This is a genomic window from Nocardia amikacinitolerans (genome assembly GCF_900215415.1).
GTDB classification, from domain to species: domain Bacteria; phylum Actinomycetota; class Actinomycetes; order Mycobacteriales; family Mycobacteriaceae; genus Nocardia; species Nocardia amikacinitolerans.
Window position 1 is genome coordinate 1,190,284 of record NZ_OBEG01000002.1, and the last position, 16,960, is coordinate 1,207,243.

The 16,960-nt window shown below is 69.2% G+C and carries 18 protein-coding genes; 7 read left to right on the plus strand and 11 right to left on the minus strand.

Annotated features, from left to right (window positions below; genetic code table 11):
- Positions 1-118 precede the first annotated feature (118 nt).
- From CRP45_RS13605 to CRP45_RS13620, 4 genes are all read right to left on the minus strand, one after another.
- Positions 119-772 (minus strand): TetR/AcrR family transcriptional regulator, encoded by a 654-nt coding sequence (locus CRP45_RS13605; protein WP_097245294.1) that lies wholly within the window; start codon positions 770-772, stop codon positions 119-121.
- Between the two features lie 78 nt (positions 773-850).
- The gene (locus CRP45_RS13610) at positions 851-1,747 is read right to left on the minus strand and encodes a carbohydrate ABC transporter permease (RefSeq protein WP_097245295.1); all 897 of its coding nucleotides are present in this window, start codon (positions 1,745-1,747) and stop codon (positions 851-853) included.
- On the minus strand, positions 1,744-2,610 hold the full coding sequence (locus CRP45_RS13615) for a carbohydrate ABC transporter permease (RefSeq protein WP_067791086.1): 867 nt from the start codon (positions 2,608-2,610) through the stop codon (positions 1,744-1,746). Before CRP45_RS13615 ends, CRP45_RS13610 begins: the two co-directional genes overlap by 4 nt.
- Positions 2,611-2,626: 16 nt before the next feature.
- The gene (locus CRP45_RS13620; RefSeq protein ID WP_245910103.1) at positions 2,627-3,877 is read right to left on the minus strand and encodes an extracellular solute-binding protein; all 1,251 of its coding nucleotides are present in this window, start codon (positions 3,875-3,877) and stop codon (positions 2,627-2,629) included.
- Between the two features lie 126 nt (positions 3,878-4,003).
- Between CRP45_RS13620 and CRP45_RS13625 the strand changes: the two genes are divergently transcribed.
- The 5 genes from CRP45_RS13625 (at position 4,004) to CRP45_RS13645 (ending at position 9,441) form a co-directional block, all read left to right on the plus strand.
- On the plus strand, positions 4,004-4,942 hold the full coding sequence (locus CRP45_RS13625) for an SIS domain-containing protein (RefSeq protein ID WP_097245503.1): 939 nt from the start codon (positions 4,004-4,006) through the stop codon (positions 4,940-4,942).
- Positions 4,943-5,027: 85 nt separating this feature from the next.
- Positions 5,028-6,290, plus strand: a complete 1,263-nt coding sequence (locus CRP45_RS13630; RefSeq protein ID WP_097245296.1) for an ROK family protein — start codon at positions 5,028-5,030, stop codon at positions 6,288-6,290.
- Between the two features lie 157 nt (positions 6,291-6,447).
- Entirely contained in the window at positions 6,448-7,611 is a 1,164-nt protein-coding gene (locus CRP45_RS13635; RefSeq protein ID WP_097245297.1) for an N-acetylglucosamine-6-phosphate deacetylase, read from the plus strand.
- On the plus strand, positions 7,608-8,561 hold the full coding sequence (locus tag CRP45_RS13640) for a 1-phosphofructokinase (RefSeq protein WP_281256195.1): 954 nt from the start codon (positions 7,608-7,610) through the stop codon (positions 8,559-8,561). Before CRP45_RS13635 ends, CRP45_RS13640 begins: the two co-directional genes overlap by 4 nt.
- Positions 8,562-8,577: 16 nt before the next feature.
- Complete coding sequence (locus CRP45_RS13645; protein WP_097245299.1) at positions 8,578-9,441, plus strand: class II fructose-bisphosphate aldolase; 864 nt, start codon at positions 8,578-8,580, stop codon at positions 9,439-9,441.
- Here CRP45_RS13645 and CRP45_RS13650 read toward each other — a convergent pair.
- Both CRP45_RS13650 and CRP45_RS13655 read right to left on the minus strand, forming a co-directional pair.
- Positions 9,417-9,851, minus strand: a complete 435-nt coding sequence (locus tag CRP45_RS13650; protein ID WP_097245300.1) for a DUF4254 domain-containing protein — start codon at positions 9,849-9,851, stop codon at positions 9,417-9,419. The two genes, CRP45_RS13645 and CRP45_RS13650, sit on opposite strands and share 25 nt — an antisense overlap.
- Before the next feature lie 41 nt (positions 9,852-9,892).
- Positions 9,893-10,171, minus strand: coding sequence for a hypothetical protein (locus tag CRP45_RS13655; protein ID WP_067791049.1), 279 nt, complete (start codon positions 10,169-10,171; stop codon positions 9,893-9,895).
- A gap of 190 nt (positions 10,172-10,361) precedes the next feature.
- On the opposite strand from CRP45_RS13655, the gene CRP45_RS13660 reads away from it, so the two are divergent.
- Both CRP45_RS13660 and CRP45_RS13665 read left to right on the plus strand, forming a co-directional pair.
- Entirely contained in the window at positions 10,362-11,231 is an 870-nt protein-coding gene (locus CRP45_RS13660) for a helix-turn-helix domain-containing protein (protein ID WP_097245301.1), read from the plus strand.
- A 9-nt stretch (positions 11,232-11,240) separates the two neighbouring features.
- Positions 11,241-11,459: a DUF397 domain-containing protein gene (locus CRP45_RS13665; RefSeq protein WP_097245302.1), complete on the plus strand. Its 219-nt coding sequence runs from the start codon at positions 11,241-11,243 to the stop codon at positions 11,457-11,459.
- 402 nt (positions 11,460-11,861) lie between these two features.
- On the opposite strand, the gene CRP45_RS13670 is transcribed toward CRP45_RS13665, so the two are convergent.
- The 5 genes from CRP45_RS13670 to CRP45_RS13690 form a co-directional block, all read right to left on the minus strand.
- The gene (locus tag CRP45_RS13670; RefSeq protein WP_097245303.1) at positions 11,862-12,188 is read right to left on the minus strand and encodes a DUF3349 domain-containing protein; all 327 of its coding nucleotides are present in this window, start codon (positions 12,186-12,188) and stop codon (positions 11,862-11,864) included.
- Between the two features lie 11 nt (positions 12,189-12,199).
- Complete coding sequence (locus CRP45_RS13675; RefSeq protein WP_097245304.1) at positions 12,200-12,484, minus strand: hypothetical protein; 285 nt, start codon at positions 12,482-12,484, stop codon at positions 12,200-12,202.
- Positions 12,485-12,494: 10 nt separating this feature from the next.
- Complete coding sequence (locus tag CRP45_RS13680; RefSeq protein WP_097245305.1) at positions 12,495-13,784, minus strand: inorganic phosphate transporter; 1,290 nt, start codon at positions 13,782-13,784, stop codon at positions 12,495-12,497.
- 106 nt (positions 13,785-13,890) lie between these two features.
- Positions 13,891-15,192 (minus strand): lipase family protein, encoded by a 1,302-nt coding sequence (locus CRP45_RS13685; protein ID WP_245910104.1) that lies wholly within the window; start codon positions 15,190-15,192, stop codon positions 13,891-13,893.
- A gap of 131 nt (positions 15,193-15,323) precedes the next feature.
- Positions 15,324-16,898, minus strand: a complete 1,575-nt coding sequence (locus CRP45_RS13690) for an ATP-dependent DNA ligase (protein ID WP_097245307.1) — start codon at positions 16,896-16,898, stop codon at positions 15,324-15,326.
- Positions 16,899-16,960: the final 62 nt, after the last annotated feature.

Genomic DNA, 16,960 nt, shown 5'->3' on the forward strand with positions numbered 1-16,960 from the left:
CACCGCCCCGACCCGGACGACGTGCCGTTTCTGCATGCACGCGAACAATCTGACCACAGCCACGATGCCAAACCGTAGAGATTCCACGCGCCGCTTGCCAACGTGGCCGCGCGCGGACTCACTGCGCGGCGAGCCCGGAATTGACCACGTAGGCGATTTCCTCGCAGATGTCGTCCAGCGAGATCCGCGCGTCCGGCTGGGTGGTCTGCACCAGTTCCTGCGCCAACGAGTTCACCGCGCCGATCACCGCGAGCGCGAACAGGTCGAAGCGCCGCGGTTTGGTCTCGCCGCGTTCGACGGCGCGCTCGGCCTCGGCGATCAGCATCGACGAGATGCGCCCGCGCTGTTCCCTGCGCCATTCCTCCACCGCTTCGCTGACCCCGACCACTTCGACGTAGCAGACCCGCGCGGTCCGCCGGTCGGCGCAGGTCACCTCGAGGTAGGCGCGGAAACCGGCGGCCACCTTGCTCGACAGCGGCTCGTTCGCGGTGCGCGCCAGCGCTTCCGAAGCACGGGCGATGGCCCGCGTGGTGATCCGATCCACCAGGGCGATCAGCAGGGCCTCGCGGCTGCCGACGTCCTCGTAGAAGCTGCGCGTGGAGACGTTCGCGAGAGTGCACAGGCGCTCGATCGAGGTGGTCGCGTACCCCTGGGTGCCGAACAATTCCAGGGCCGAGTCGATCAACCTGGTCCGCCGCTGCGCCACCCGCTGCTCCTTGGACAACCCCGCGTAATTGCGGCCGTCCTTGGGAGCGCCGTCCTGCCGTGCCACCAATCGATGCTACCGCCGAAGGGTGCCGCTCGCGGGGCTCGAGCGGCGGTCGGAGAAGGGCGATATCGCTGGGCGGCCTCACTTCACGCTGCCCGCGGTCAGTCCCGCGACCAAGCGCTTCTCGATGAGCGCGAACAGGATCACCACCGGCACGATGCCGACGGTCGAGATCGCGAACACGTACTGCCACGCGGTGTCGTACTGGCCGACGAACTTGGTCAGCGCCACCGAAAGCGGCTGATTCTCCGGCGTGGTCAGCACCACCAGACTCGCCGCGAACTCGTTCCAGCAGGCGACGATCGTGAAGATGGTCGCGGTGACGATGCCCGGCCAGACCAGCGGCAGACTGACCTTGGTCAGGATCTGCCAGCGGTTCAGCCCGTCGAGCTGGGCCGCCTCCTCGATCTCCACCGGGATCGCGGCGAAGAAGCTGTGCAGGATCCACACCGCGAACGACAGGTTGAACGCGGCGTTCACCAGGATCATGGCCAGCCAGGTGTCGTTGATGCCCAGCGCGAAGAACTGCCGGATCAGGCCGGTCACCAGCACCGTCGGCTGCAACATCTGGGTGATCAACACCAGGCCGAGAAACACCGCGCGGCCCGGAAAGCGGTGCCGCGCAGTGTAATACGCGGCCGGGATGGCGACGAGCAGCACGAGTACCGTGGCGCTCACCGCGATGACGACGGTGCTGACCATGTTGAACGGCAGCGGCGTCTCTGGGGTGTCCCACATCGTGGCGTAGTTGTCCGGATGCCAGGTCTGCGGCAGATAGGTCGGTGGGATGCGCAGGATTTCGGCTCGGCTCTTCAGCGAGCCGAGCACCATCACGACGAACGGCGTCAGGAAGATCAGCGCGATCACGACGCCGATCGCTGTCAGCTCCCATCGTCGGCGCTTCGGGCGTACCGGCGCTTCTTTCGTTGCGGTGGCGACGTTTTGGGACGGCACGCGCACCTCGGTCTCGGCGGTCATGCGTCGACCTGCCGCGTCGGCCGGACCAGTTTCACGTAGATCGCGATGATCACCACGATCAGCGCGAAGTTCAGCACGCTCATCGCGGCGGCGGTGTCGACCTGCTGATTCTGCCGGATCAGCTTGAACGTCAACGTCGTCGTGGTGTCCGCGGAGAAGCCCGCGATGCTTCCGGTGACGACTTGCAGGATCGGCAGCGAATTGAACACGTTGATGATGTTGATGACGGTGGCGACGGCGATGGCCGGGCGCAACTGCGGCAGCGTGAGATAGCGGTAGCGCTGCCACGGACCGGCGCCGTCGACCCGGCCCGCCTCCTCGATCTCGGCCGGAATCGATTGCAGCCCCGCCAGAATCGTGTAGGTCGTGAACGGAATCGAGACGAACACCGCGACGCCGATGGCCACAAGGAAGGCCTGCGTCGGCTGCTTGGTGAACCCGTAACCGCGCTCCAGCAGCCCGATGTCGACGAGGAACCGGTTGGCGATGCCGACGTCGGGATCGAGCATGTAGTAGAAGATCGTCGTCGTCATCACCACCGAGGCGGCCCACGGCACCAGGATGGCCATCCGCACGGCGGTGCGTCCGGGGAAGTCCTTGTTCAGGAACTGGGCGAGCCCGGCGGAGAGCACCAGGGTGATCAGCACGACGCTGACCACCCAGACCACCGTGTGTGCGAGCACCGTGCCGAGTTCGCCGATGTCGAACAGGGCGCGGAAGTTCGCCAGCCCGGCGGGCCCTCGGTCCTGACCGTAGGCGCTGAGGTCCCTGGTGCTCGTCCACAGCATGTAGCCGACCGGGAACGCGACGATCGCCACGATCAGCAGCAGGGCGGGCCCGAGCCACGGGACCGCCCTCAGCATCGCATTGCGCCGCACGCTATTTCGCTGCTTCCTGAATGCGGGCCAGTACCTGCGCCGGGTCGGCGCCCTGCGCGATGGTGCCCATCTGCTGCCGGATGGCGCCCTGCGCCGCAGCCCATTTCGGGTTGTTGCTCGGGTAGAACTTGGCCACCGGAAGCGTCGCGGCGAAGGCCTTGGTGACCGGGTCCTGCGCCAGTTCGGCCGCGCCGCTCTGGGTGATCGGGATGAAGCCCTCGTGCTTCACGAAATTCGCGTACACGCTCGCCGAGTAGAAGTGGTCGAGGAACTTCTTGACCGTCTCGGTCTTCCTGCCGTCCTTCTTGAAGGCCATCAGGTGATCGGCGACGCCGAGGGTCACCGGCTGGCCGGACTGGGTCGGCGACGGCGCGGTCGCGTACTTCAGCTCGGGATTCTTGGCGGCGATCTGACCGATGGTGGGCGGCAAGCCCTCGATCATGCCGACCTTGCCCTGGATGAAGGCGTTGATCACGTCCTTGCGGTCGGTCGCGCCCGGATTCGGTTGCGTCGCATTGGCGTCGATGAGCGTGCGCATGGCGCGCACACCCTCCAGGTTGGCCGGGGTGTCCACGGTGATCTCGCCGCCGTTGGACCAGTCGCCGCCCGCTCCGAAGGTCCAGATCGAGGTCTCGCCCTGCGCTTCCTCGCTGCCGAGCGGCAGGCCGTAACCGGAGACGCCGTCGCCGAGCGCCTGGATCTTGGCCGCGGCCTCGGTCAGCTCGGTCCAGGTCTTGGGCGGCGCGGCGACACCGGCGCGCGCGAACAGCTCGGTGTTGTAGAACAGCGTGCGGGTGGACGCGAACAGCGGTAGCGCGTACTGGGTTCCGTCGAGCGAGGCGTTCTTCGCGAAGCCGGGCTGAATGTCGGCGAGCACCTGTGGGGAGACGATTTCGGCTGCGGGGTAAAGCATTCCGTCGCCCGCGAAGCTGGCGTAGGCGTCGATGTTCAGGATGTCGGGCGTGGTGGAGGGCGACTGGAGCTTGGTGCGCACCACGTCGTTGATCGAGTTCCAGGACTCCAGCTGGAGATTCACCTTCAGGCCGGGATTCTGTCGTTCGAAATCGGCGATGATCCCGTCCCAGAGCGCCTTGGTTCCGGTGGCGCCGTCGCTGTAGACGGGGGCGAGGAAGTTGATCGTGGTGTCGGAGTCGGCGGAATCGTTGGAGCCGAAGCCGCACGAGGCGACCGCGACGGCGAGGCCGGTGGCCAGCGCGGCGCCCGTGAGCAGGCGGTGGAGTGGTCGTTTCACGAAGCGAACCTTTCGAATCTGCACCCCCGGCGCCTACCGACCGCCGATGATGAAGCAAAACGTGTCGACCGGTTGAATGTAGCGCGAATGATGATCGAACGTGACTGTTTCGCGCAGATATTTGACATGAACGATCATCAGCGCGATTCTGTTCTCGTGCCGCCCGCTGACCACGCCCCCGCATCCCACCTGGCCGCCGAGGTCGCCACCCAGCCCGACGACTGGGCGCGCGCCGCCGCGATCGCCGCCGAACACCGCGCCCTGCTCCCGCAGCCGGGTGAACGGGTCGCCGTGATCGGCTGCGGTACTTCGCTGTTCATGTCTCGCGCCATCGCGGCGCTACGCGAGGACGCGGGCCATGGCCTGACCGACGCGTGGCCCGCAAGTCAGGTGCGCGGCCGCGACTACGACCGCTACCTGGTCATCTGCCGATCGGGCACCACCACCGAAGTGGTCTCGGCGATGCGCGCGATCCCGTCGCACATCCCGCGCACGGTGATTTGCAGCAGCCCTGGGACCCCGGTGCTGGAGCTGGGCGACCCGATTCTCATCGACGAGGTCGACGAAGAATCCGTGGTGCAGACCCGCTTCGCCACGACCACACTGGCGATCCTGCGCTCGCATCTCGGCGAGGACCTCGGCCCCGTCGTCGAACAGGCGCGCGCCGTCCTGGCCGAGGATCCCGCGGAATCACTGGCCGCGGTGCGCTGGGCCGAGCAGATCACGTTCGTAGGCATGGGTTTCGCGGGTGCGCTTGCCGAGGAGGCGGGGCTCAAGCTCCGCGAGTCCTGCCAGTCCTGGGCCGAGTCCTACCTCGCGACGGAATACCGGCACGGGCCGATCAGCATCGCCGCGCCCGGCCGCGCGGTCTGGGCGCTCGGGCCGCTGGTCCCGGATTTCGCCGCCGACGTCGCCGCCACGGGGGCCCACTTGGAGCACCGCGACATCGATCCGATGGCGGAGCTGGTGCGCGTGCACCGCCTCTGCGTCACGCGCGCCGCCGACCTCGGCCTCGACCCCGACCATCCGCGCAGCCTGAACCGCTCGGTCGTCCTGGACCAGTGACCGGTACGCCGCCGTGTCCGCGCCCAAGTCCCACATCCCGGAGCCGCCGACGACAAGGTTGCTGAGAGTAACTACGCTCCCGGAGATGGACACGCATCGCGTCGGCGGCAGCGCACCCGTGCCTGCGCCCGGCGCGGACAGCCGCGAGCCGGGTGGCCGCGCGACCGATTCGCATGCGTCGGGTTTGGATCCGCTAACACTGCGCACTCGGGCGACACCGTTCGGCCTGGATGCGTCGGCGCTGAGCACCCGAGCGACACCGTCCAGCCCGGATACGTTGGCGCTGAGCACCCGGCCGACACCGTTCGGCCCTGACTCGTCGACGCGCGGCACAGGGGCGAGCTCGCCGGGCGCCGAGGGACTGTTTCCTGCGACCGAGGCGTCACCGCAGGTCCCAGGTACGTCGACGCAGGGGACACCGGCGTCGCCCTTGGACTCGAATGCGCTCACGTTGGGTTTGGACGTCGGCGGCACCACCATCAAAGGCGAGATCGCCGACGCGTCCGGCACGATCCACGCGGCGGGCACGGTGCCGACCCCGCGCGGTGAGACGGCGTTCGAGGCGATGGGCGAGCTCGGCGACAGCTTGCTCGCCGAGTTGCCCGCGGATCGGCGCGACCGGCTCGGCCGTGCCGCTGTCCTGCTGCCCGGCATCGTCGACGCCGCGCGATCGATCGCCGTCTTCAGCGGCAACGTCGGCTGGCGCGATGTGCACGTCGGCGATCGCTTCACCACGCGCTGGGGCGTTCCGGTGTTGATCGAACACGATGTGGCCGTTGCGGGTTGGGCCGAATGGCGTTTCGGCGCTGGGCGCGATCACGGCGACGTTCTGGTGATCGTGCTCGGCACCGGGGTCAGCGGGACGCTGTCCGTCGGCGGCCGGTTGGTGCGCAGCGCCTTCGGACAGGCGGGCGAGTACGGCCACATCCCCGTACGGTCCGCCGACGGGTTGCCTTGTGCCTGCGGGAATGTCGGTTGCGTGGAGACGCTCGCCTCCGCCGCGGCCATCGCCCGCAACTACGCTCGGCTGTCCGGCCACGAAGTGAGCAGCGCGGCAGACGTTTTCGGACGGCTGCCGGACGATACCCACGCGGTGCGGGCGGTGGACGACGCCGTCGCCGCGCTCGCGGACGGACTGCTCGGCGTCATCCACGCGGCCTGCCCGGAACTCGTCGTGCTTGGCGGCGGGCTTGCCGGTGCGGGCGCCGCGCTCAGCGAGCGCTTGCAGACAGCGCTGGAGCAGCGTCTCCGCGTGGTGCCGGTCCCGAAGGTGGTGCTCGGCGAATTCGGTGCGCGCGCCGGGCTCGCGGGCGCCACGCTCTTCGCCAGGTACGGAGCGCTGATATGAGCGCGCGGCGGAGTCCATCGTTCCCGGCGAGGACGCGATTCCGCCGAGTACGAAGCACGCGGCGCGACTCGGAGCCCACGACCGAGACTCGATTCCGCCGAACACGAAACCCTCGGGCGAGCGCCCGGATCGGTCCGGCCCAACGGACGGAGGCTCGATGACCAACACCTCCAACGGCCTGGAGGTCCGCGGCCGAATAATCTCGGCGTCGTTCGACCTGACCGACGGCGTGGTCTCCGTGCACGGCGACCGCATCGTCGCGGTGCGGCCGATGGCCGAATGGCTTGCCTTCCATCCGGATTCGGCGCCGCCCAAGTTCTCCGGCCTGATCGTCCCCGGCCTGGTGGACATCCACAATCACGGCGGCTTCGGCCACCGCTTCGACACCGTCGACGCGGACGAAGCGCGCGCGGCCGCCGGATTCCACCACTCGCGCGGATCGACGACGGTGCTCGCCAGCGTGGTCACCGGTCCCGCGGCCGAGATGGTCGCCCAGGTCGCGACGCTGCGCGCGCTCGCCGTCGACGGCACGATCGGCGGAATCCACGCGGAGGGACCGTTTCTCGCGGTCGCCCGCTGCGGCGCCCAGGACCCCCGCTACCTGCGCGACCCCGACCCCGCACTGACCGACGAACTGCTGACCGCCGCCGACGGGCACCTGCGCGTCTGCACCATCGCGCCGGAACTGCCCGGCTACGACGCGGTCGCGCAACTCCTCACCGACAACGACGTGGTCATCTCCCTCGGCCACAGCGACACCGATTTCGCGCGCTTCCGGCAGGCGCTCGCGCCGACCGGATCGGCGCGACTGGTGACCCACCTGGCCAACGGCATGCCGCCGCTGCACCAGCGCAACTCGGGACCGGTCGCCGCGGCTCTGACGGCCGCCGCCAACGCACACGCGGTGGTCGAGCTGATCGGTGATGGAGTGCATGTCGACGCCGGTTTCGGCGCATTGGTTTTCGCCGCCGCGCCGCGACAGGTCGCGCTGATCACCGACGCCATGCAGGCCGCGGGCATGCCCGACGGCGAATACCGGCTTGGACCGCAGGCCGTCCGGGTGATCGACGGGGTGGCCAGGGTGCCCAACGGGTCGATCGCGGGCGGCACGGCGACTCTGGCGCAATGCCTTTCGTGGGCGGTCCGGAACTGCGGTGTGCCGCTGCCCGACGCGGTGCGCGCCGCGACCGCCGTACCAGCCGCCGCCGCCGGCCTGACCGACGTGGGCGATCTCCGAACCGACCAGTACGCCGACCTGCTGATTGTCGATGACGATCTACAGTTGCGCCGGGTGCTCAGACGTGGACAGTGGTTGACGTGATCCTCACTGTGACAATGAATCCCGCGTACGACATGACCTACCGGGTCGAGCGATTCGAGCGGGGACAGGCGCACCGCGTCCGCTCCGTCGAGCAGCGCATCGGCGGCAAAGGCATCAACGTGACGCGGGTGCTGAACCAGCTCGGCAAGTACGCGAGGGCGACCGGCTTCTCCGATCACGCCTTCGCCGCGGCCGCCGAGCTGGAGATGCCGGTCGACTTCGTGCACGCGCTGCCGTGGGTCCGCCGGACGGTGGTGATCAGCGAGTCCCGCGACGGCACCGCCACCGCGCTGTGGGAGCCCGGCGCCCGCGTCTCGAACCCGCACGCCGCCGAGCAGCTCGCCATCCGGGTCGCGGGCCTGCTTCCCGATATCAACGGCCTCGTCGTCTCTGGGTCGCTGCCGGGCGGCATAGATCCCGGCCTACCCGCCGAGCTCGCCCGATCGGCGGTCGCGGCGGGGGTGCCGACCATCTGCGATGTGGACGGCGAGGCGCTGCGGCTTGCGGCGGAGGTCCCCGGCGTGGTGCTGATGCCGAATACCGAAGAGCTGGCGCGTCTTTCCGGCAGCACCCAGAGCACGCCGGAGGAGGTGGTTGCGGCCGCCCGCCCGCTGATCGATCGCGGCGTGCGAGCCGTCGTCGCCACCCGCGGCGCCAAGGGCATGATCGCGGTGACGGCCGACGGCGCGTGGTGCGCGACGCTGCCCGAGCCGCTGGCCGGAAACCCCACTGGCGCGGGCGATTCCGCCGCGGCGGCGGTGATCGCGGCGCTGTCCACCCGCACCGAGCCCGACTGGGCGGCCATCCTCACCGACGCCGTGGCCACCGCGGCGTCGGCCGTCGTCATCCCGGTGGCCGGTGAGATCGACCGCTGCCTGCGCACCCGCCTCGCACCGACCGTCCGGGTCGACAAGCTCGCCGCCCCGGAATCCGAAGAGACCACGCCATGACCGCGGAGACCAACCCATGCCGCTGACACCTGTACCGGACCTGATCGCGGCCGCGAGACCCGGCGGCCTCGGCGCCTTCAACGTGATCACCCTGGAGCACGCCGAGGCCATCGCCGCTGCCGCCGAGGACGCGAAACGTCCCGTGGTCATGCAGATTTCGGAGAACACCGTCCGCTATCACGGCTCCCTCGCGCCACTCGCGCTGGCGTGCCTGCGGATCGCCGCGGACAGCTCCGCGTCCATCGCGGTGCATCTCGATCACGCCACGTCCGTCGAACTCGTCACCGCCGCTGTCGAACTCGGCATCGGGTCGGTCATGTTCGACGCGTCCACGCTCGACTACGCCGCCAATGTCGCGGCCACCGCCGAGGTCGCGCGACGGTGCCGCGAGCGCGGTGTCTTCGTCGAAGCCGAACTCGGCGAGATCGGCGGCAAGGACGGCGCGCACGCTCCCGGCGTCCGCACCGATCCGGACGAGGCCGTCGAATTCGTCGCCGCGACAGGCGTCGACGCACTGGCCGTCGCCGTCGGTTCCGCCCACGCCATGCATGCAAGAACCGCCGAGCTCGACCTCGAACTGATCGCCACGCTGGCCGCGAAAGTCCCTGTGCCGCTGGTCCTGCACGGCTCGTCCGGGGTGCCGGACAACGGCCTGCGCGCCGCTGTCGAGCACGGTATGACGAAGGTCAACATCGCGACCCGGCTCAATGTGCTGATGACCGAGGCGGTCCGGTCCGCCGTCACCCGCGACGCCGACCTGTCCGACCCGCGCAAGTACCTGGCGCCCGGCCGCGCCGCCGTCCGCGCGGAGGTCGAGCACTTCCTCCGCCTCCTCGCGAACCGACCGGACGACCCTCACCGGCACGGTCCGCCGAGGTAGGGCAGCCTGCGAATACCGGCCGAGACCTCGAGCGCCAGATCCTGGTAGCCGAGCGCCAATTCGGCGAGCCGCTCCCAGTCGTCGTGCACTACCCAATCCGGTTCCGACACCAGCGAAGCGAAGGCGCGGGCCGAGAACTGGGCGAGACGATCGATCACCATGCCGACGGATTCGGTGTGCATGTGCGCGCCGCCGTGCGCGGGCGGCAGCTCGGTGGCGACCCAGCGATCGATGCCGAGCACGAGGTGCACTCGACGCTGATCGATCTCCCCGGTCGCATCGGCTTCGGTGCGCAGTCGCCGCACGTGCAGCTCGCCGAGCGTGTGGGCGGATTGCAGAACCGGATGTTCCTCGCTCGGCTTGGCGCGAAACGCCCTGAGCACGTGCTTTTTCGATGGCAGTGGTTCCACCGCGCATTCCCCTGTTCGAATAGTGGTGCAGGACAACGCTCTTATCGGTCGCTCCGCGCGAAACGCGGAAGCGCCTTGTCCCAAGGCCTTTCGTTGACCGCGAGGCCGATGGCCTCCAGCGCGGTGAGCCCGACCCGCGAGGCCAGATCGTCCATCAGGGCGACGGTGTCCGCCGCCTGCATCGCGGCGACTGCCTGCTCGGTGGTGAACATCCGGCCGCGGAGATACGACACCACCCAGGTGTCGTCACTGACCCGCCGCGCCTGATGCGGCGTCCGGTCACCGACCATCCAGCACTTACCCACAACATGCACAGACATCCACCCCTCGATCCCGCCGGGCGGGACCGGCCGGAGCACACCCGCGATGTGACATGAGACACAAGGAGGCTAGGTGAGCGTCGCGTTGTGCGTCAAGTTGACAAAATGAAATGGCATTGTGCGAGCCGGTCACCGCGGGGAGTACGGTCATCTCCACGCATCGCTAGAGCTGGAAGGACACCATCCAACGATGGCACCACTCTCGCCGACGGTCGCGCGTCGGGAACTGATGCTCCGCATCGGGCGGAGGCGTAAGCAGAACGACGTCAGCGTGTCCGCGATCGCCAAGGAGCTCGGCTTCTCCATCTCCTACTGGTCGAAAGTGGAGAAGGAACGCGTCCTCGCCGAATCCAAACTCGACGAGCTGATGAAGCTACTCGACTTCGACGCGGCCGAACGCGAAGAGCTGCACGAACTTCGCGACATCGCCAGGCAGCGCGGGTGGTGGACGAGCTACTCCGGGCTGATCTCCGACGAGATCGGCCGCCTGTACGGCCTCGAACACGGCGCCGACAGCGTGCGCACCTACGAAAGCATCCTGATCCCAGGGCTATTGCAGACCGCCGACTATGCCCGTGCGCTGATCGCGAACGATCGCGCGCGGATTCGCCAGGTCGAGATCGACCGGCTGGTGGAGATCCGGCTGCGCCGCCAGCAGCGCCTGCACGGACCGGATCCGTTGCGCGTCACCGCGATCGTCAACGAGGCCGCGCTGACCCAGCAGATCGGCGGTCCCGAGATCATGTTCGATCAGGTTCGCCACTTGGCCGCGCTGCTCGAGGAGCACATGGAGACCATCGACCTGCGGATCATTCCGTTCGAGGCGACCGGCGGCGGCTTGCTCGGCGGCGCGACGTTCCACCTGCTCGGCTTCGACAAGTCGGTGCTGCCGGATGTCGCGTGGACCGAGACGCTGGTCCACCACGGCGTCATCGAGGACACCGAGCCGGTGCGGCATCTCAACACGTTGTTCGCGAATGCCTTGGCCGAACAAGCGCTTTCGCGCGAGGAATCGCTCGCGGCGCTGGAACGCAAGATGTCCGGCGCGTCCGGCCGGTAGCATCGCGCCATGGGCAGCGTGTCGTCAGCCGAGACGGGCTGGTTCAAGTCGTCGCATTCCAGTGATTCGGTCGCCTGCGTGCAGGTCAAATTCGAGCCGGGGCGGGTGTTGATCCGGGACAGCAAATACCGGGGCCGGGCGAGCGAGCGGCCGATGCTCGACTGCTCGCCCGCAGACTGGGCGGCGCTCACCGCGGGCATTCGCGCGGGCGAATTCGACCGCGCCTGAGAGCGGTTCGGCGCGCGCTCCGGTCGGCGCAGTTCCCGCGCGGCGTCAGCGCCCTTCTGCGCCGAGTCCGATCGGCGGGTCCTGCACGGCGCGAGTCCTGTTCGGCTGTCGTTCACAGCCGACTCCCAGCGTGGTCACCGCCGTTCTCGAGCGGGAAGGTTCAGGATCGACACCGTCGACGAACGGAAGGTCCCGCGGCGCTCCACGCGGGACGCCTCCACTTCCCTTTTCCGACACGGTGGCTCACTGCCCTGACCACCACCCGCCGGGCCGGCGGCGCCGACCCCTCGCAGCGCGCCGCCGGTCCGCACAGTCGGACTCCGGGACGCGGTCCGGATATCCGGCGCGCGATCACTCGATGATGACGTTTCAGGAAGGCGGTGTCGCGGAACGCTTTTCGATTCAGTCGTCGGTGAGCGGTTCGGCGAGTGCCCAACCGCCCGCCTCGAGATGCGCGGCGACCCTGGCGATGTCGTGCTCGTCCGGCTGTTCCATGGCGATCCTGGCGATCGCGGCCACGATGTCCTCGTGGCTGATCTCGGAGTCGGGGTTGCTGTCCGCCAGTTCCTTAGCGACGGCGGCTACCTCGTAGTCGGTGAGATGGCGGTGCAGGACCGCGAACAGGGCGACGTAGTCGGACTGCGGAATGCCCTGCGGATATCCGGCGCGCAACCAACCGAGGACGCGGCCGAGGACCTTGGGGCGTGAGGTTTGGGGGTGATCGGTCAATGCAACGCCCTTCAGGACTGTCCGAACAGGTGGATGCCGAACTTCGCGGCGAGAAACGCCTTCGCCGTGTAGAGGATCCCGGTGACGATCGCGACGACGATCAGCGCGAAACAGGCGTAGGCGCCGGCCAGCGCCGGATAGTTCCGGCGGGCGACGCCGCCCTCTCCGTCGACGGTATCGGCGGCGGACCACAGCCGCACCCCGACGGCGAAGACGATCGGCAGCCCGGCGCCGAGCACCAGGGACACCGCGACCACCTTCCACAGGGAGTTCAAGTTCGTGACGAGCGTGTGCACGGTGGCTCCTCTACAGCTGGGCGGAACGGGTGGGCGGATGCGCCTGCGCCGGAGGCCCGGCGTTGCGCGGGTCGCCGCCGCGCGCCGCGTCCCCGTGCGGATCGTCGGTCGAGCGCGGTCCGTGGTCGGCCTTGGCAACGTCGGGAGCAGCCGTCGGCGTGTCGGAGTCGCCAGGCCACTCGTTGACGTTGGTGGTGTCGACGGGGTTACGCCGCGACCGCAGCCACATCAGCGCGGACAGGACGATCAGGATCCCGAACACCACGAGGACGCCGGGCAGCCCGCCGATGAAGTGCGCGACGGCCCAGCAGAGCGCACCGGCCAGACCCGCCATCGGCAGCGTCAGCAGCCACGCGACCACCATCCGTCCCATCACCGACCAGCGCACCTCGGCGCCCTTGCCGAGCCCGCTGCCGAGGATGGAGCCGGTGGCCGTCTGGGTGGTGGACAGCGGAAGGCCGAAGTGGGCGGAGGTCAGAATGATCGCGGCGGAAGAGGATTCGGCGGCAAGGCCCTGCGGCGAATCGATCTCGACCAGCCCCTTGCCGAGGGTGCGGATGATCCGCCAGCCGCCGAGGTAGGTGCCCGCGGCGATGGCGACGGCGCAGGCCGCCATCACCCACAGCGGCATCTCGTCGTTCTTGGTCAGCGTTCCGTGCGCGACCAGCGCGAGGAAGATGACGCCCATCGTCTTCTGCGCGTCGTTGGTGCCGTGCGCGAGGGAGACAAGCGAGGCCGAACCGATCTGGCCCCAGCGGAAGCCCTCCCGGACTTTGCCTTCGTTGGATTTCGCGGTGATCCGGTAGACCGCGCGGGTGCCGATCGCCGAGACCAGCGCGGCCACCACCGGGGCGAGCACGGCGGGCAGCACGATCTTGGTGAGCACGCCGTCGGAACCGGACGCCCAGATCACGCCGCCCCAACCGAGGGAGGCGATGGTCGCGCCGATCAGACCGCCGAACAGCGCGTGCGAGGAACTGGACGGCAGGCCGAACAGCCAGGTCAACAGGTTCCAGAGAATGCCGCCGACCAAACCTGCCAAGACGATGATCAGCAGATCGTGTCCGTCCACCGCACCCAACTGCACGATGCCCTTGGCCACCGTGGCCGCCACCTCGACCGACAGGAACGCGCCGATCAGGTTCAGCACCGCCGAGAGCGCCACCGCGACCCGCGGCCGCAGCGCGCCCGTCGCGATGGAGGTCGCCATCGCGTTGGCGGTGTCGTGGAAGCCGTTGGTGAAATCGAAAGCGAGTGCCGTGACGATGACGATCAGCAGAACCAGTAATTCGACGGTCACGCCTCCAGTGTGCGGCACCGCTTCCGCGGATTGCCATGCGGTAACCACCTGCCGGGAAGACTTCCGGGTGCGCTAGCGTGGACGCCCGAGGTGGCACACGGTGCGGTCAGGGGAGTCCGAAACTGGAGCAGCCGCTCGGCGCAGGCTTCCCCGCGAGGCGCTCGTCGATCCAGGCATTCACGCCCGGGATTCCGGTGGCTCCGACGATCATGTGCTCGCCGAGATAGACCTCGAATCGGACCGGCACCCCCTGCGCGCACCAGTCGTCGTAGAGATTCTCGGCGCCCTCCAGCGGGATCCACACCTCGTGCGCGCCGTGGTACATGAACACCGGAACGCGCGGCGCGGCGGCGCCTAGCCGGTTCTCGGCGAGAATGCGCTGAATCATCGGCGTCTCGGTGGGGTCCGGGACGTTGGCCAGCAGCTCCACTGGCACCGGCGCGATGGCCCCGAGCACCGCAAGGCCCGCGAGGCAGAGGTCCTTCGCGAACTGGGCGAGCCGCCAGCCGTGGTCGTTGAACAGCCACATCATCTCCGGGTACTCGCGTGCGACGCCGAGCGTCGCCGCGAGGAAGACACCCGACGCGGCGTTGCGGCCGTTCATGGTGTCCAGCAGCAGCTCGAAATCCGCGGGCACGCCGCCGAAGGCCGCGCCGACCAGGTTGAGCTCGGGCGCGTACTTCGGCGCGAGCTGAGCGGCCCAGCCGGAGGCGATGGCGCCGCCGGAGTAGCCGGTCACGATGGTCGGCGCGGCGTGATGCAAGCCGAGGCGCGGCGTGCGGACCGCCGCGCGCACGGAGTCGAGCACCGCGTGTCCGGCCATCAGTCCCGCCGCGTACGCCTGCCGCGGGCCCTGATGGTCGGGCACCAGCACGGCGTAGTTCTTCGCCAGTTGTATCTGTGCGGCGAGCAGGTCGACGGGCTGGCCCTTCTTCAACTGGTGCGAGGGCGCGCAGGTGTGGCCGAGCGAGTCGATCGCCACGTTGAAAGAGATCAGCGGCCGCGGGCCGGAACCGGTCCAGGTCGAGGACGGCACGAGCAGCGTGGCGACCACCGCCACCGGCCTGCCCTTCGCGTCGGTGGAACGGATCAGCATCTCGGTGGAGATCACGGGCGTGACGGTCAGCCCGATTCCGCCGACCCGGCTGGCGAGCAGCGTGCCGGGTTCGGTGCGCTCGTACCCGGGCGGCGGCAGGTAGAACCGGTCGTCCATGGGTGTCGGCAGCACCGTCGCGGGATCGCGCGAAGGGTGGTTCAACTCGCGGAGCGGACCGGCGGGCACCGGACCCGGTCCCGGCAACACCGCGAAGCTCAGCGCCGCGCCGAGAGAGGTCACGACCGCGAGCAGCACGGCCCGCCGCGCTACGCGACCGATGCCCGCCGACCACATCCACCGTTTCCTGCGCACAAAGGCTCCCGTCCAGACCGACACCGGACCGCTCGGCCCCCAAGTCTGAACCACCTCCGCCGCGCCGCTCCGCAAGCTCGGGGGGCGCGTCGTAGCTGGTCAGGCGCTCGAGGGAGTCACGTGCCGTGCGCTCACGGCAGCAGGGCGCGGATGGTGTCGATGGTGTCGGCGTCGGCGGGGGATTTGTCGGGGCGGTAGCGGACGACGCGGGCGAAGCGGAGGGCGACGCCGCCGGGGTAGCGGGGGCTGACTTGGACGCCGTCGAGGGCGATTTCCACGACGAGTTCGGGCCAGAGGTAGACGGTGTGTTGGTCGCGGGAGCGTTCGTGGCGGGGGAATTCGGCGGTCTGCCAGTGCAGCAGCGCGTCGGTGAGGCCCTTGAAGGTCTTGCCGACCATGACCGGTTCGCCGGTCGCCGGATCGCGCGCGCCGAGGTGCAGATTCGACAGGTAGCCGGTGCGACGGCCGTAGCCCCATTCCGCGCCGAGCACGATCAGGTCCATGGTGTGCGTCGGCTTGATCTTCAGCCAGGCGCGGCCCCGGCGGCCCGCGGCGTACGGCGCGGACAACGACTTGACCATCACGCCCTCGTGCCCGGCGGCGAGCGCGCCGTCGAAGTACTCGGCGGCGGCCTCGGGGTCGGGACGGATCAGCGCGGGGATGGTGTGCTCGCCCGCCACGTGCAGCAGCGCGGCGCGCCGTTCCGAGAGCGGGGCGTCGAGCAGGTCGCGGCCGTCCAGGTGCAGGCAATCGAAGAAGTACGGGTGCAGCAGTAGTTCCCTGGTCGAACTCACCGCGGGCACGAGCGGACCGGCGGACGCGCCGGGCGGCAACCTCGCCTCGTCGCCGGGCTCGACCGTGGCGAAGCGGCTCATGGTCTCCTGGAACGGCCGCGGCCTTCCGGAATCGGTGAGCGCCAGCGTCTCCCCGTCGAGCACGACGCTGCGGCACGGCAGCCCGGCCACCAGCCGGACCAATTCGGGCACGCCGGAGGTGATGTCGCGCAGGGTCCTTGTGAAGACGCGGACCTCGTCGCCGTCGCGGTGCACCTGGATACGCGCGCCGTCCAGCTTGTGCTCGACACTCACATCGCCGTCGAACTCGCCCATCGCCTCGTCGAGCGCGGAGCCAGGGGAGGCGAGCATCGGCTGGATCGGCCTGCCCACCTCGAGCCGGAACGCGGCGAGCGCCTCCGAACCGCCGGTGAGCGCGGCGGCGGCGGTGACGGGCAGCTGCCCGGAGAGCATGTACGCGCGCCGGACCTGCTCGACCGGCACCGCGGCGGCTACCGCGACCGCCTCGGCGACGAGCGCGGTCAACGCGCCCTGCCGGATCTCACCGGTGAGCAGGCGAAGCAGGAACGACTGCTCGGCCGAGGTCGCCGCGCTCCAGAGCGCGGTCAGCAGTTCTTTGCGGCGGTTCGCCGAGCCCTTTCCCGCGACGGTGGCGAGTTCGTCGAACACCTTGTCGACCGTCGAAACCGACAGTGTCGCAACGGAAGCCGACGTACCGTCCAGTCCGGTGAGGGTGCGCCATCCGGTGCCGATGCGACCTTGGCGCAGCTCACCGGAAACCCACGCCACCACGGGCGTGAGTTCCTCCGGCGAGGCCGCGCCGAGCAACTCGGCGAGCGCGGCGATCTTCGTCTTTCGGGACCTGGTCGCGCGAACGGTTTCCGACGCTTGCACGACTTCCGAGAACAGCACATCTCGACGGTAACCCGAGGCTGTGACATATAGCTCAGCTCGGCTGTTAATTTCCCATTGGC